At 69.7% G+C, this 15,352-nt stretch carries 15 protein-coding genes; 7 read left to right on the top strand and 8 right to left on the bottom strand.

Features of this window, described 5'->3' with window-relative positions; genetic code table 11:
- Positions 1-142 precede the first annotated feature (142 nt).
- Positions 143-679, top strand: a complete 537-nt coding sequence (locus VFV67_RS08765) for a hypothetical protein (RefSeq protein WP_326468649.1) — start codon at positions 143-145, stop codon at positions 677-679.
- Here VFV67_RS08765 and htpG read toward each other — a convergent pair.
- The 4 genes from htpG to VFV67_RS08745 all read right to left on the bottom strand — a co-directional run bounded on the left by htpG (position 642) and on the right by VFV67_RS08745 (position 5,368).
- Positions 642-2,504, bottom strand: coding sequence for a molecular chaperone HtpG (gene htpG / locus VFV67_RS08760; protein ID WP_326468647.1), 1,863 nt, complete (start codon positions 2,502-2,504; stop codon positions 642-644). The two genes, VFV67_RS08765 and htpG, sit on opposite strands and share 38 nt — an antisense overlap.
- A gap of 77 nt (positions 2,505-2,581) precedes the next feature.
- On the bottom strand, positions 2,582-3,364 hold the full coding sequence (locus VFV67_RS08755; RefSeq protein WP_326468646.1) for a citryl-CoA lyase: 783 nt from the start codon (positions 3,362-3,364) through the stop codon (positions 2,582-2,584).
- Positions 3,364-4,560: a CoA transferase gene (locus VFV67_RS08750; RefSeq protein WP_326468644.1), complete on the bottom strand. Its 1,197-nt coding sequence runs from the start codon at positions 4,558-4,560 to the stop codon at positions 3,364-3,366. Before VFV67_RS08750 ends, VFV67_RS08755 begins: the two co-directional genes overlap by 1 nt.
- Positions 4,561-4,564: 4 nt before the next feature.
- Entirely contained in the window at positions 4,565-5,368 is an 804-nt protein-coding gene (locus VFV67_RS08745; protein WP_326468643.1) for an IclR family transcriptional regulator, read from the bottom strand.
- Between the two features lie 137 nt (positions 5,369-5,505).
- Here VFV67_RS08745 and VFV67_RS08740 point away from each other — a divergent pair, with 137 nt between their 5' ends.
- From VFV67_RS08740 to VFV67_RS08715, 6 genes are read left to right on the top strand one after another with little or no spacing between them, the layout of a single operon-like run.
- Positions 5,506-6,981, top strand: a complete 1,476-nt coding sequence (locus VFV67_RS08740; protein WP_326468642.1) for an aldehyde dehydrogenase family protein — start codon at positions 5,506-5,508, stop codon at positions 6,979-6,981.
- 5 nt (positions 6,982-6,986) lie between these two features.
- The gene (locus tag VFV67_RS08735; RefSeq protein WP_326468641.1) at positions 6,987-8,717 is read left to right on the top strand and encodes a thiamine pyrophosphate-binding protein; all 1,731 of its coding nucleotides are present in this window, start codon (positions 6,987-6,989) and stop codon (positions 8,715-8,717) included.
- 37 nt (positions 8,718-8,754) lie between these two features.
- Positions 8,755-9,903 (top strand): ABC transporter substrate-binding protein, encoded by a 1,149-nt coding sequence (locus VFV67_RS08730; protein WP_326468639.1) that lies wholly within the window; start codon positions 8,755-8,757, stop codon positions 9,901-9,903.
- A gap of 5 nt (positions 9,904-9,908) precedes the next feature.
- On the top strand, positions 9,909-10,778 hold the full coding sequence (locus VFV67_RS08725) for a branched-chain amino acid ABC transporter permease (protein WP_326468637.1): 870 nt from the start codon (positions 9,909-9,911) through the stop codon (positions 10,776-10,778).
- Positions 10,775-12,580 carry a branched-chain amino acid ABC transporter ATP-binding protein/permease gene (locus VFV67_RS08720; RefSeq protein ID WP_326468636.1) on the top strand — a complete coding sequence of 602 codons (1,806 nt, stop codon included), beginning with the start codon at positions 10,775-10,777 and terminating at the stop codon, positions 12,578-12,580. The genes VFV67_RS08725 and VFV67_RS08720 overlap by 4 nt, the downstream gene beginning before the upstream one ends.
- Complete coding sequence (locus VFV67_RS08715) at positions 12,577-13,356, top strand: ABC transporter ATP-binding protein (RefSeq protein ID WP_326468635.1); 780 nt, start codon at positions 12,577-12,579, stop codon at positions 13,354-13,356. The genes VFV67_RS08720 and VFV67_RS08715 overlap by 4 nt, the downstream gene beginning before the upstream one ends.
- Before the next feature lie 89 nt (positions 13,357-13,445).
- Here the strand turns inward: VFV67_RS08715 and VFV67_RS08710 are convergent, their stop codons facing one another.
- The 4 genes from VFV67_RS08710 to VFV67_RS08695 form a co-directional block, all read right to left on the bottom strand.
- Complete coding sequence (locus VFV67_RS08710; RefSeq protein ID WP_326468633.1) at positions 13,446-13,889, bottom strand: SRPBCC domain-containing protein; 444 nt, start codon at positions 13,887-13,889, stop codon at positions 13,446-13,448.
- Between the two features lie 2 nt (positions 13,890-13,891).
- Positions 13,892-14,239, bottom strand: coding sequence for a metalloregulator ArsR/SmtB family transcription factor (locus VFV67_RS08705; protein WP_326468631.1), 348 nt, complete (start codon positions 14,237-14,239; stop codon positions 13,892-13,894).
- A complete protein-coding gene (locus VFV67_RS08700; RefSeq protein WP_326468630.1) occupies positions 14,236-14,688 on the bottom strand; it encodes an SRPBCC family protein in 453 nt (150 codons plus the stop codon). The genes VFV67_RS08705 and VFV67_RS08700 overlap by 4 nt, the downstream gene beginning before the upstream one ends.
- A gap of 76 nt (positions 14,689-14,764) precedes the next feature.
- Complete coding sequence (locus VFV67_RS08695) at positions 14,765-15,232, bottom strand: hypothetical protein (protein ID WP_326468629.1); 468 nt, start codon at positions 15,230-15,232, stop codon at positions 14,765-14,767.
- Between the last annotated feature and the right edge of the window lie 120 nt (positions 15,233-15,352).

Here is a 15,352-nt window from a genome sequence, read left to right as displayed (position 1 = left end):
TCGGCGAGTTGCCCGTTCCGGGCCGGCGAGTTGCTGGTTGCGGCACCTGAGTCGCCGGTCCGGGTGCCGTGGCGGATTCCCCGGGGGCGAGTCGGGGTGATCCCGGATGTCTCAAACCTGCCGCGCCGCCACGCTGGGTGGCATGACTGTCACGGCGGAAAGGACACGCACGGCACCGACCATCCGGATGCCCATGTCGCGGCGGGTGCGGCAGGGGCTGCTCACGGCGCACATCGTGCTCTCGGTGGGACTGCTCGGTGACTCGGCCGGGTTCCTGGCGGTCGCGATCAGGGCCGCCGGTGACCCGACCGATGCCGGGGACCTGGTGGAGACGTTGCAGATGTTCTCCGCCGTGTTCGGGATTCCGTTGAGCTTCGGCGCATTGCTCAGCGGCATCGCGCTCAGCCTCGGCACCAAGTGGGGCGTGTTCCGGTACCCGTGGGTCACCATCAAGCTCGGGCTGATCGCCTCCGTGATTCTGGTCGGGGCCCTCATCATCGGCCCCAACGCCGAAACCATGCGAGCCACCGGCGCCGACACCACGGCCTGGCTGATCGGCGCGGCAGCCTACGACGTCGCCGCGCTCACCCTCGCCACCGTGCTCAGCGTCTTCAAGCCCGGCAAGCGGTTCCGGCGCCGACTCACAGGGTCCGCTGAAGGCGGTCGGCCACCAGCTTGATGAACCGGTTGGAATCGGCGAGGTCGCCGCCTTCGGCGAGCAGCGCCAAGCCGTAGAGCAGCTCCGCGGTCTCGGCCAGCGGATCGCGGTCCTCGCGCTCACCGAACGCGGCGTGCAGCCCGGTCACCAGCGGATGGGTCGGGTTCAGCTCCAGGATGCGCTTGATCCGGGGCAGCTCCTGGCCCATGTTGCGGTACAGCTTCTCCAGGGTGGGGCTCGGGTCGTAGGTGTCACCGACCACGCAGGCCGGCGAGGTGGTCAGCCGGGACGACAGCCGGACCTCCTTGACCTGCTCGGAAAGCACGGTGGACATCCAGCCGAGCAGGTCGGCGAACTCCTTCTGCCGCTCCTCGGCCGCGGCCTTGTCCTCCTCGGAGTCCAGGTCGACCTTGCCCTTCGCGATCGACTGGAACTGCTTGCCGGAGTAGCCGGGAACGGCGTCGACCCACATCTCGTCGACCGGGTCGGTCAGGATGAGCACCTCGAAGCCCTTGGCCTGGAAGGCTTCCAGGTGCGGGGAGCTCTCGATGGCGGTCCGCGACGCGCCGGTCATGTAGTAGATGTCCTGCTGCGCCTCGGGCATCCGGGACACGTAGTCGGCCAGCGTGGTCTGCTGCTCCGGATCGTGGGTGGACTCGCACGAGACGATGTCCAGGATCGCGTCCCGGTTCTCGGTGTCGTCGAGCAGTCCCTCCTTGACCGCCCGGCCGAACTCGCCCCAGAACTTGGTGTAGGTCTCCGGTGCGTCGGCCATCATCGTCTTGACCGTGGACAGCACCTTCTTCACCAGCCGGCGGCGCATCAGCTGGATCTGCCGGTCCCGCTGCAGGATCTCCCGCGACACGTTCAGCGACAGGTCGGCCGCGTCCACCACGCCCTTGACGAAGCGCAGGTACTCCGGCATCAGCTCTTCGCAGTCGTCCATGACGAACACGCGCTTGACGTAGAGCTGCACACCCCGCTTGCGCTCGCGCATGAACAGGTCGAGCGGCGCCTGGGCCGGGATGAACAGCAGCGCCTGGTACTCGAAGGTGCCCTCCGCCTGCACCCGGATGGTCTCCAGCGGGTTGTTCCAGTCGTGGCTGATGTGCTTGTAGAACTCGGCGTACTCGTCCTCGGTGACCTCGCTCTGCGGCCGGGCCCACAGCGCCTTGCGCGAGTTGATCGTCTCCTCGCCGAGCCGCACCGGCCAGGTGATGAAGTCCGAGTAGTGCTTGACGATCTCGGTGATCTTCGCGGTGTCGGTGTAGTCGTAGAGGTGTTCCTCGGTGTTCTCCGGCTTGAGGTGCAGGGTGACCGCGGTGCCCTGCGCGGCGTCCGGCACCGGCTCGATCGTGTAGGTGCTCTCCCCGCTGGACTCCCACCGCACGCCCTCGTCCGCCCCGGCCCGCCGGGTCACCAGCGTGACCTTGTCGGCCACCATGAAGCTGGAGTAGAAGCCGATGCCGAACTGCCCGATCAGCTCCTGGGACACGGCCGCGTCCTGGGTCTCCCGCAACCGGCGCAGGAACTCCCCGGTGCCGGACTTCGCGATCGTGCCGATCAGGCCGACCACCTCGTCCCTGCTCATGCCGATCCCGTTGTCCCGAACGGTGAGCGTGCGTGCCTCCTGATCGGCCTCGATGAGGATGTGCAGGTCGTCCGTGTCGACCTGGAGCTCCTTGTCCCGAAACGCCTCCAGGCGCAGCTTGTCCAATGCGTCGGACGCGTTGGAGATCAGCTCCCGCAGGAAGGTGTCCTTGTTCGAGTAGATCGAATGGATCATCAACTGCAACAGCTGTCGCGCCTCGGACTGAAATTCCAGCGTTTCGACGTGCCCGGTCACGATCTTTCCTTTCGGTGAGGTGGACGCCAGTTTCTCACGGGCCCGGAGGCGGTGGGTGACCGGGAACGGCTACGACGTCAGTCGGTCCGAAAGGTGGGCAGGATCGAGGGCGGGATGGGGCCCTTGTTGCGCCGGCCCTCGGTGCTCTCCTCCCACGCGTGCGCGAGGATGCCGACGCTGCGGCTGAGCACGAACAGGCCGCGGGCCAGCGGCGGTGGGAAGCCCAGCTCGGCGTAGATGACCGCGGTGGCGCCGTCGATGTTCATCGGAACCGGGCGGGAGCGGTCCGTCTTGAGCAGGGTCTCCACCGCGCGGGCGGCGCGGATGTGGTCGCCGGCGACGACGCCGTCGGCCACCGCATCGTCCACAAGGGACAGTAGTGGGTCGCGGCGCGGGTCGACCGGGTGGAACCGGTGGCCGAAGCCCGGCACGTACCGCAGGTCGCCGATCGCCGCGCGCGCCGCGTCGGGCAGCGGGAGCCCGGCCGACTCCCGCTCGACGACGGTGTTGAGCAGTTCGACGCACTGCTGCCCGGCGCCGCCGTGCACGTCGCCGAGCGCGTTCACCGCGGAGGCCATGGCGTTGTTGAGCGCGACGCCGCAGGTGATCGCCATCCGGGCGATCGCGATGGACGGGGCCTGTGGACCGTGGTCGACCGAGGCGACCATGGCCGCCTCGAGCAGCGCAGACTCGCGCGGGTCGGGCCGCCGGCCCCTGGTCACCAGCCATACCACGTCGACAAGGCTGGCGGAGCCGATCAGGTCCTGGATCGGTGTGCCGCGCAGTTCGACGACGCCGGGCTCCATCCGGCAGATGGCGGTCGCCCACCAGTCCGCCACCTCGTGCTCGGTCGTCGCCATCAGGAGAACTCCCCGGCGACCAGCGGCGGCCGCCACGCGGTGATGTAGGCGTCGGCGTCGGCGTTGTGCTCGCCGAGTACCGGCGGCGGCCCGGACGGGCGCAGCGGTTCGCCGTCGACCAGCACGCCGTTGCCGCTGGCCCGAACCACCCGGGCCGGGTCGCCGGGGAACGGAAGCTCGGTGAAGAAACCCCGATGCGCCAACTGTTCCGACTCGACCGCCTGCGGCACGGACAGGATCCGGGCCGCCGGGACCCCGGCCGCGGGCAGGATCCGCTCCCACTCGGCGGCGGTGCGTACGGAGAGCGCGCGGTTCAGCTCCCGGTTGAGCGCCTCCCGGTTGTGCTTGCGTGCCTCACGGTCGGCGAACCGGGGGTCGGTGATCAGGTCGCTCCGGCCGACCAGGTCGCACAGCTTCTCGAACTGCGCCTGCCGGTTGGCCGCGATGTTGAGCGGGCCGTCCGCGGTGCTGAACGTGCCGGACGGGGCCGCGGTCACGTTCTGCTGCCCCATCGGCGCCGGCGGGGTGCCGCTGATCAGGTAGTGCGACACGGTCCAGCCCATCGCCGAGATGGACGCCTCGAGCATGGACAGGTCGAGGAAGCAGCCCTGCCCGGTGCGGTCCCGGCCGACCAGCGCGGCCGCGATGGACAGCGCCGCCATCAGCCCGCCGACCGTGTCGCAGACCGGGAAGCCCACCCGCAGCGGTGCGGTGTCCTCGGTGCCGGTGATGCTCATCATTCCGGACAGGCCCTGGATGATCTGGTCGTAGGCGGGGGCCTGGCTCATCGGCCCGGTCTGGCCGAACCCGGAGATCGCGCAGTAGACCAGCGCCGGGTTCACCGCACGCAGGGCCTCCCAGCCGAACCCGAGGCGGTCCAGCACGCCGGCCCGGAAGTTCTCCAGCAAGACGTCGGCACCGCGGATCAGCTCGCGGAAGGTCTCCCGCTGCGCCGGATCCTTGAGGTCCAGCTCGATCGACCGCTTTCCCGCGTTCTGCGCCAGAAACGAGGCGCCGAGACCGGCGCGGTTCAGTTCCGGCTCCGGGCCGAGGTGCCGGGCCAGATCGCCGGAGCCGGGCACCTCGATCTTCACCACCTCCGCACCGAACAGCATCAGTTGGTAGCTGCAGTACGGGCCGGCGAGCACGTTGGTCAGGTCGAGTACCCGGATTCCGCGCAGCGGAGGCTTTTCCATCGGACTACACCCGGAACGGGTGGTCGAATCCCCGTTCCGTCATGTATCCGGCCACCTCGGTGAGCGCGGTGACGAACTCGCTGACCCGCTCGTCCGGGAACCGGACCGTGGGACCGCTCAACGACAGCGCGGCCACCACCGAGCCGGTGCGGCCGACGACCGGCACCGCCACCGCGGACAGCCCCGCCTCGCGCTCGCCGTGGCTGACCGCGTACCCCGCGACCGCGGCCTCGTCGACGTGGGCCCGCAGGGCCTTGTCGTAGTCCGCCCCGTACGGGGAGCCGCGCGCGATCCGGGCGAGCAGCGCCGGATTGGCGTCGCGCAGCAGGACCTTCGAGGAAGCGCCCGCCCACAACGGAAGCTCGTCGCCGACGTGCACGACATGGCGCAGCGGCTGCGGGCTTTCCTGCTGTGCCACGCAGACCCGGTAGATGTCGCGGACCACGTACAGGTTGACCGTCTCGCGTTCCCGCGCCGCCAGGCCGCGCATCAGCTCCTTGGTCTCCGGCGGCAGCTCCCAGCTCCCCCGCGCCAGGTGCGCCCAGCGCCACAGGCTCGGCCCGGCCATGTACCCCTTGGCGGTGGCCCACAACAGGCCGTTCTGCTCAAGCGTCTGCACCAGCCGGATGACCGTGGTCTTGGCCAGGCCGGTGGCCCGGACGATCTCCGCGATCGAGATCGCCGGCTGGGCCTCGGTGAGCAGGCCCAGGATGTCGATGGCGCGCTGCACGCTCCGCACGCCCTGCGTCTCACCGGCGTCACCGGTGCCATCCCAGGGCCGCTCAGCGGTCCGATCCGGTTGGGTCACCGCGCTGTCCCCTTTTGCCACAACGATCCACCATCTTTGCCTCGAACTCTTGCCAGCGGTAGTGGCTGGCCGTACGTTACACGCAGTCCGTAGAGCGGTCTAGTTGTACCGCTAGATGGTTCACGAGGAGAAGACGGGTGCTGCACGAGGTTCTCGATCCGGCCGGGTCACCGGCGGACGCACCGGCTTTCGTCGCCGGGCACTGGGTGGCGGACGGCCAACCGGTGCCGCGGATCGGTCCCTACGTCCGTGAAACGGTCTCCCGGTCCTACCCAGCGGCACCGGAACAGATCCGCACCGCGCTCGGGTTCGCCCGGTCCGGCGCCCGCACCGTCGCGGCGCTTGCCCCGGCCGCCCGCGCCGCCATCCTCGACCGGGCCGCCCGGCTGGCCACCGAGCACCGCGCCGGCCTGGCCCGGCTGATCGCGCTGGAACTGGGCAAACCGGTTCGGGACGGCGGCGGCGAGATCGACCGGGTGGCCGACACGCTCGCCGTGTGCGCGGCCGAGACGAGGCAGATCGGCGGCGTGACGCTCCCGGTCGCCGGCTGGCCACGGGGTGTCGGCGACACGGCGCTGACCTTCCGCGCGCCGGCCGGGGTGGCGCTGGCCATCACCCCGTTCAACGCCCCGGCGAACCTGTTGGCGCACAAGCTCGGCGCCGCGTTCGCCGCCGGAAACAGCACCCTGGTCAAAGCTCCGCCGCAGGCTCCGGCGACCACCGCCGCGGTGGTCGCGCTGCTGCTCGAGGCCGGCCTGCCGGCCGAGGCGGTGCAGTTGCTGCACGGCGGCGCCGAGGTGGGTGCGGCCCTGTGCGCCGCGCCCGAGGTGGACGTGATCAGCTTCACCGGCAGCACCGCGACCGGGGCGGCGGTCGCCCGCGCGGCCGGTGCCAAGCGGCTGGTGCTCGAACTCGGCGGCAACGCGGCGACCATCGTGTGCGCCGACGCCGACATCGCCAACGCCGCCCGGACCTGCGCCCGCACCGGGTACTCCAACTCCGGGCAGAGCTGCATCTCGGTGCAACGGGTCTACGTGCAGCGCTCGCGCTATGCGGAGTTCCTTGAGTCGTTCCGCGCCGAGGTCGCCCGGTTGCGAGTGGGCGACCCGTTGGACCAGAGCACCGACGTGGGGTCGATGGTCGACGAGGACGCCGCCGCGCGGGTGGAGAAGTGGACCGCCGAGGCGGTCGCCAGGGGCGCGACCCTGCTGCTCGGCGGCACCCGGGACGGGGCCACCCTGCACCCGACCGTGCTGGCCGACCCGCCGCAGGACTGCGCGGTGGTGGCCGAGGAGGTGTTCGGCGCGCTGGTCGCCGTGCTGCCCTTCGACGACCTGGCCGGCGTGATCGACACCTGCAACCGCAGCCGGTTCGGGTTGCAGGCCGGGCTGTTCACCAGCGACATCAACACGATCGTCACCACATGGCGGGAGCTACAGGTCGGTGGCCTCGTGGTGAACGGGTCGTCGAACTACCGCCTGGACCACGTCCCGTTCGGCGGGGTCAAGGACTCCGGCTTCGGCCGCGAGTCACCCGGACACATGATCGAGGACTACACGGTGGTCAAGACGCTGATCCTGCGCGGAATGTCCATCTGGGGCGAGGAAAGTTGAGCGAGATGACCAGCACCGCGGCCGAGGTCCTGGTGGCCCAACTCCGGTCCTACGGCGTGCGGACCGTGTTCGGCACCTGCGGCCACACCAACATCGCCGTCCTGGATGCGCTGCGGCGCAGCGACATCCGGTTCGTGATCGCCCGGCACGAGCAGGCCGCCGCGCACGCCGCCGACGGCTACGCACGGATGACCGGGCGGCCCGGCGTGCTGCTGGTGCACGTGGGACCGGGGCTGATGAACGCGGTCACCGGCGTCGCCACCGCCGCGCTCGACTCGGTCCCGATGGTGACCATCGCCGGCGATGTCCCGTCGTACTTCTCCGGGCGGCATCCGCACCAGGAGGTGAACCTGCACACGGACGCCGACCAGACCGCGATCTTCCGGCCGTTCGTCAAGCGGGCCTGGCACGTGCGCCGGGCCGAGGATCTGCCCCGGTTCACCGAACGGGCGTTCTGGACCGCCGCGTCCGGCCGGCCCGGAGCGGTCCTGCTCAACGTGCCGATGGACGTGTTCTGCCGGGAGATCGGCACCGTGCCGGCACCGCTGCCCGGCCAGGCACCGGTGCCGGCGCTCGCCACGGCGGACGCGCGGCGCATCGCCGAGGCACTGCTCGCCGCCGAACGCCCGCTGATCTACGTCGGCGGCGGGCTGCGTGGTCCCGCCGGGCGTGGCGCGCTGCTGCGGTTGGCCGAGCATCTGGACATTCCGGTCGCCCACTCGCTGATGGCCAAGGGCACCGTCTCCGACCGGCATCCGCTGGTGCTGGGCATGACCGGGTTCTGGGGCCTGGAGTTCACCAACAAGTACGCGCTCGGCGCCGACGTGGTGCTGGCCATCGGCACCCGGTTCGCCGAGACCGACGCCAGTTCCTGGAACCCGGACTACACCTGGCGGTTCCCACCCGGACGGCTGATCCAGATCGACATCGACCCGGCCGAGATCGGCCGGAACTACCCGGTGGAGATCGGCGCGGTCGCCGACGCCGCGCTGGCCGTCGAGGCGATCGCGGACGCGGTGACCACCTTGCGGCCCAACGGTTTTCGGCGGCCCGAGCTGCGCGACAGCATCGCCGTCGAACGGCGCGAGCTGTTCGCGGCCAGCCGGGAGCGCGGCCGCTCGGACGACTTTCCGCTTCGGCCCGAACGCATCCTCGCCGACCTGCGCGCCGGGCTGCCGCCGGACGCGGTCCTGGTCACCGATGTCGGTTGGAACAAGAACGGCGTCGCGCAGTGTTACGAGCTGCCGCCGGACGGCCGGTTCATCACCCCGGGCGGACTGTCCACAATGGGCTTCGGCCCGGCCGCCGCGGTCGGGGTGCAACTGGCCGAGCCGGACCGGGTGGTCGTCGCGCTGATCGGCGACGGCGGGATGAGCGCGCAGCTGCCGGCCGTTCCGATGGCCGTCGAACAGGGCCTGCCGGTGATCTTCCTGGTGATGAACAACCGGGCGCACGGCACGATCGCGGACCTGCAGGCGGCCAACTTCGGCACCGCTTTCGGCTGCGAGTTCCACGATCCCGCCGGCAACCCGTACTCCCCCGACTTCGCCGCGTTCGCACGGGCCTGCGGGGCCGACGGCTACGCGGTGGAGCGGCCGGAAGATCTCGCCGCCGCGCTGCGCGAGGCGGTCCAGCGACGCCGGCCGGCGGTGCTGGACGTGCCGATGGTCAACGAGCCGGTGCCCACCCCGGGCCACTGGAACATCAAGGACATCTACCAGGGTGTTTTCGAGTAGTTCACGACAAAATCCGCACAACGAGGTGACAGAACTCATGGCTAGGTTACGGATAGTTGGACTGCTCGCGGGCCTGGCGATCGCCGCGGGCTCGGCGTGCAGCGCTCCGGGCGGCTCGTCCTCCGAGTCGTCCAGTTCGGAGGGTCCGTTCAAGATCGCGGTGGTGAACGCGCAGAGCGGACAGCTCAGCTCACTGGGTCAGTGGGAGTGGAAAGGCGCCAAGCTGGCCGCGGACGAGTGGAACGCCAACGGCGGGATCAACGGCCGGCAGATCCAGCTCGAACTGTTCGACGACCAGGGTGACCCGACGGTCGGCACGAACCTCGCCCGCAAGATCTCCAGTGAGGGCTTCATCGCGATGATCGGCACCGCGGAGAGCGCGGTCACCGTGGCCATGATCCCCACCCTGCAACAGTCCAAGATTCCCAACATCACCTCCGGCCAGTCGCCGGCGATCGCCGCCACCAAGAGCCCGTTCGCGTTCCTCAACGGGCCGACCAGCATCACCTACGACGAGACGCTGGCGAAGTACCTGGTGGACCAGAAGGGCCTGAAGAAGATCGCGCTGATCACCAACAACGGGTCGTTCGGCAAGGGTGAGCGGGATGCGTTCACCAAGGCGCTGGCCAGCCGTGGCGTGGCCCCGGTCGACGACCAAGTGGTCACCACCGACCAGAAGGACTTCAGCGCGGCGCTGACCTCGATCCGGCAGAAGGCACCCGACGTGCTGTTCGTCGGCGCCGAGGAGGTCGCGGCCGGACTGATCGTCAAGCAGGCCCGCGAGCTCGGCCTGACCGTGACGATCGCCGGGGCCGCGCCGATGGGCACCCCGGTCTACTTCGACACCGCCGGAGTGTCCAATGTGGAGGGAACGGTGGTCAGCTCGCCCTACCTGAGCAACGACACCAGCGACGCCTCCCGGGCGTTCGCCAAGGCCTACCAGCAGGCGTTCAACGAGGAGGCCGAGTTGCACGGGGCCAAGGCCTATGACGGGGCACAGATCCTGTTCACCGCGCTGAAGAACAGCAACGGGGCCACCGGACAGGAACTGGCCGACGCGATCCGGGCCACCAAGCACGCGGGGCTGCTCGGCAACTTCGCCTACGACGAGACCGGGGTCGGCATCCACGCCACCGCGATCGGCATCATCAAGTCCGGCAAGCTCGTCGCCGAGTCCACCAGCTAGCACAGATGGAGGTCTTCTTCCAGACGTTGGTCGGGGGGCTCAGCTTCGGCGCGGTCTATGCCCTCGTGGCCATGGGGTTCTCGATCGTGTATCGGACCATGGGCCTGGTCAACTTCGCCCACGGCCAGGTGGTCATGATCGGCGCCTACGCGGCCTCGACGTTCTACATGTCGGCGCGGCTCCCGTTCTTCCTCGCCATTCCGGTGGCGATGGGCGTCACCGGTCTGATCGGACTGGTGATCGAACGGGTGCTGCGACCGCTGGAGAACAAGGACTTCGACCTGATGCTGATCGGCACGATCGGGTTCGGCGTGGTCCTCGAGTCGCTGGCCACGATCATCTGGGGCGCCACCGGACACGCGGTGCCCTCGCCGGTGGACACCGCGCCGCTGGACGTGTTCGGCATCCGGATCCGCACGTACAGCCTGGTGGTGCTGGGCATCGCCGCGGTCGCGACGGTGGCGCTGATGATGTTCCTGCAGCGCACCAAGCGCGGCGTGGCGATGCAGGCGGTCGCGATGGACCACGAGGCGGCCACCGCGGTCGGCATCCACGTGGGGCGCAGCAACGCCATCGCGTTCGCCATCGGCGCCGGTCTGGCGGCCCTGGCCGGCGCGCTGGTGGCGCCGCTGCTCTACGTGAACCCGACGCTCGGCGGGTCGCTGGGCATCAAGGGGTTCGCCGCGGCGATCCTCGGCGGCTTCGGCAGTATCCCCGGCGCGATCGTCGGCGGCCTGGCCATCGGGGTGCTGGACTCGTTCGCGGCGGGCCGGTTCCAGGCCTACTCGGAGCTGGTGGTGTTCCTGGTGTTCACGGTGATCATCATGATCCGGCCGACCGGCCTGTTCGGTGAGCGGACGGTGAACCGGGCATGAGAGTGCGGATCATCGGAGTCGCGGCGATCGCCGTGCTCGCCTGGTTTCTGCCGTACCAGCTGGACTTCTACGGCATCCACGTGGTCGACATCGCGATCGTGTTCGCCCTGCTGGCCATCGGGCTGGGCCTGGCGATGGGCGTCGCCGGGCAGATCAACCTGGCCCAGGTGGCGTTCTTCGGGGTCAGCGCGTACACGCTCGCGATCCTGACCACCAACGCCGGGTTCGGGTTCTGGACCTCGGCGGTGCTGGCCATGCTCGCGGCGGCGCTGACCGGAATCTTCGTCGGCATCCCGGCGCTGCGGATGCAGTCGCACTATCTCGGCATCGTCACGCTCGGGCTGGCGCTGGCGTTCACCAACTGGGTCACCAACAGCACGCTCACCGGCGGCGCGGACGGCATCTCCGGGCTGCCGGAGATGCCGTCGCTGTTCGGCATCGACCTGACCAACGAGTACCTCTACTACTACGTCGAGCTGATCGTGTTCGGGTTGGGTCTGGCGTTCGCCCTGTTCGTGGCGCACACCGGGCTGGGCCGGCGGATGCGGGCGATGCGCGACGACTCGCTGGCCGCCGGTGCGATCGGGGCGTCGGTGCCGGTGCTGCGGCTGGTCGCGTTCGTCCTGGCCAGCCTGTACGGCGGGGTCGCCGGTGTGCTCTACGCCGGGCTGGTCCGGTACGTGGCTCCGGAAACCTTCAGCATTGCCAACATGTTCCTGCTGCTCGCCATGGTGATCATCGGCGGCCGGCAGAGCATCGTCGGCTGTGTGGTCGGGGCGCTGGCGCTGTCCCTGCTGCGCGAGGCGCTGGTCGACTTCTCGGTCTACGCCCAGCTGGGTTTCGGCGCGGCGGTGGTGCTGATGGTGGTGTTCGCGCCGACCGGTCTGGCCGGCATTCCGGTGCGGCTTCGCCGGGCACTGCGCCGCACTCCGCCGATCGAGGAGCGCGCCGAGCTGCGCTCGTTCCGGTCCGATCCCGCCGCTTCGGACACCGGTGGGGCGAGCCTGGAGATCTCCGGGATCAGCAAACAGTTCCGTGGGCTGAAGGCGCTCGTCGACGTGTCGATGTCGGTGCAGCCGGGCGAGATCCGCGGCGTGGTCGGCCCGAACGGGTCCGGCAAGACCACGCTGTTCAACATCGTCAGCGGCATCTACAGCGTGAGCACGGGCAGCGCGACGGTGAACGGACGGGTGGTGACCGGCCGGCGCCCGTACCAGCTCTCCCGGCTCGGGATCGCCCGAACGTTCCAGAATTTGAGACTCTTCGGACAGCTGACCGTGCTGGAGAACGTTCTGGTCGCGCTGGACCGCTCGCCGATGCGGTCGGTGTGGCGGTATGCCCTGTGGCCGGTGGGCGTCTGGCGCGACGAGCGGGCCCTGCGCCGGCAGGCCGGCGATCTGCTCGAGCGGTTCGGTCTGGCCGAGTTCGCCGCCGCGGCGCCGCGGGCGCTGCCGTACGGAATCCAGCGGCGGCTGGAGATCGCGCGGGCGATGGCGACCAACCCGACCCTGCTGCTGCTCGACGAGCCGGCCGCCGGGCTGAACGGGCAGGAGGTCGGGCAGCTCGGCGAGATCGTTCGGTCCATTCGGGACAGTGGGGTGACGGTGGTGCTGATCGAGCACAACATGGGCCTGGTGATGTCGCTGTGCGACCGGGTCACGGTGCTGGCCAGCGGCGGCGTGATCGCCGAAGGCACGCCGGCCGAGGTGGCCGTGCGCCCAGAGGTGATCGAGGCATATCTTGGCGACTCGATGAACACCGCGGAGATCGCCGCCGAGGTGGAGACGGAGGTCCTGCGATGAGCGAGCAAGCGAGCGAGTCATTGGACACCGTCCCGGCACCGAGCCCACGAGATGCGGAGCCGATGACCGACGGCCTGGTCGTGTCGGGCCTTTCCGTGCACTACGGCGGCGTCCAAGCGGTCAACTCGATCAGCTTCACGGTCGGCACCGGCCAGTGCGTCGGCATCATCGGCGCGAACGGCGCCGGCAAGACCTCCACCCTGAAGGCGTTGATGGGCCTGGTCCCCCGCACCGCCGAGGCGATCCGCTTCGGCGAGCACGACCTGACTCGGGTGCGCCCCCGCAACATCGTCCGCTGCGGCATCGGCTACGTCCCCGAGGGCCGGCACGTCTTCCCCGGCCTCACCGTCGAGAAGAACCTGTTGCTGGGCGCCTACGTCCGCCCCTGGCGCGGCCCGACCCTGGAGACCATGACCGAGGTCTTCGACCTGTTCCCCATGCTCGGCGAGATGCGCCACCGGTTGGCCGGTGCCCTTTCCGGCGGCCAGCAACAGATGCTGTCGGTCGGCCGGGCCCTCATGTCCCGCCCCAAACTCATCCTGCTCGACGAGCCCTCCATGGGCCTGTCCCCCAAACTCATCGAGAACATCCTCGCCGTCCTGCACCGCCTCCGCGCCGCCGGCCATGCTCTGCTCTTGGTGGAACAGAACGCCAAACTCACCTTCGAAGCCACCGAAACCTGCCTGGTCATCGAGAACGGCCAAGTCGCCATGACCGGCACCTCCACCTCCCTCCGCGCCGACCCCCGCGTCCGCCAGATCTACCTGGGCCTCTAACTCCGGCGCCCGAACCCGGTTGCCCGGGTGGGGTGGGCCCGCGCTGCGCGCGACCCCACCCCACCCGGGGCGAACCAGCAACCCACGTTTCAGTTCCAGTTGTCGATCTTGATGTCGTGTGGGTCTGGGGCGCCGGTGCCGGTTTCGAGCAGGGACTTCAGGCTCATCAGGTACACGGCCCATTTGGTGCTGCAGTGGTGCATGAACTCGACGGGCTCTTTCCAGCCCTGGTGGTTGAACAGGATCCTGGTGTAGTCGTCGGTCTGGGTGAGGTCCCAGATCACGTGGGTGCCGATCCATTCCTCGGGGCCGTCAACCACCTCCCACCGGACGTGCCGGTCCGGGTCGAGCTCGCGGACCTTCATGTCGAAGCCGCCTGCGCCGAAACGAAACTGGAGGGTGCCGCCGATGTCGTTCCCTTCGCCCTTGGTGTCGGTCGTCCACCAGCCGGCAAGGCCCTCGGCGGTGGTCAGGGCCGTGTAGACCTCGGCCGCCGACGACTTGATTCCGACGCTGTGCAGGATGTCCACCATGGTCAGTTCTCCTTTTGGTTTCTGGTTTTCTGGATGGCTTCGGCGATCCGCTTGATCCGCCGGAGCCGGGCGTCCCACGCCGCGCCCACCGCGGACAACTGCGCGACCGCACGGGCCAGTTGTGCCTCGTCCACCCGGTACCTCCGCTCCCGGCCGGTCGGTGTGGCGTGCACCAGACCGACGCGGTCGAGCACGACCAGATGCTTCGCTATCGCCTGCCGGGTCACCGGCAACCGCTCGCTGAGGCTGGTTGCCGTGCCGTCGCCGTCGGCGAGCAAGAGGTCGAGCATCCGCCGACGGGTCGGGTCACCGACCGCGGACCACAGGTCGTCGTCGACGGCGGCGGTCACGGCGTGGACACCAGCCGCATGACGTACTCGCCGAGCCGCGGAACGAAGGTGTCCCAGCCGACGACGTGGTCCTGGTACTGCTCGGCCAGCTTCGCCTCCGCCCAGCCCATCTCCCGGAACCCGGTCTCGGTGAGCCGGATCCGGGTACCGCTGCCCGACGGGGCCAGTTCGAAGGTCACCAGCAGCGTGTGCGCGGACTCGTCGACCCTGCGATCCGGGTAGCACCAGCGGAACGAGAACAGCCGGGGTGGCTCGGCGGCCACGACCGTGATCGGAACGACCTCCGCCCGGTCGCCCCAGACCAGCTCACCGACCGCCCCGGGCCGCGCCTCGAACTCGGCGTCGTCGCTCCACCACTCCGCGATGTGCTCGGGGCTGCTGACCACCTCGAAGACCACCTCGGGCGTGGCGTCGACATGGATCTCCCGCTCGATGCTGCCGTATTCCATACGCTCCACTCCATACGCAACTCTTGGTTGCGCATCACATTAGCCCGCCAGCCGCCATCGCGCAACCATTGGTTGCTTATCGGCCCAACGCGGCGTCGGCCCGCCAGGTGGCGCAGATCAACCGGTCCGCCGCGGCATCGGCGTGCAGCGTCGCGTCCACGAAGGCCGCCACGACCGCGTCCACCGCGGTCGCACTGGCGGTCGCCTCGGCCGCGGCCGCTCGCAGGGACGCGGCCAGTTCGTGCGCGCCCGCCTGCTCGGCGACCCGCGCCCGGTCCAGCGCCCTGGTCGCCGCATCCGTGGCGCGCTCGGCCGCGACCTCGGCCTGCCCGCACACCGCCTCGTCCGCCGCGGCCCGACCCAGCCCCAGCAGCACCCCGGGGATCTGATCGCGCAGCGCCTCCACATGCGGCCGCTCCATCCGGATCTCGCACTGCGCACCGGCGACCTGGATCGCGACCCAGGCGGTCTCCTCCGACCGGCTGGCCCAGAACTCGATCGTGTCCCCGGGCTCCAACGTGACCCCGAACGAAGTGATACTCATCAGCCAGCCTCCTTACCAGTACCGTACGGAACATGTTCCGCAATGTCGGGAACATGTTACGACCGGCGCACTGTAACCGCCAGTGATGAGACGGTGCGGAACGGGTAACGATCACCGAAT

The sequence above is a fragment of the Actinophytocola sp. genome, assembly GCF_035762905.1.
In the GTDB taxonomy this organism is placed as follows: domain Bacteria; phylum Actinomycetota; class Actinomycetes; order Mycobacteriales; family Pseudonocardiaceae; genus DASYTH01.
Note: the sequence above shows the minus strand (reverse complement) of the source record. Positions and strands in the feature narration are given on the sequence as shown.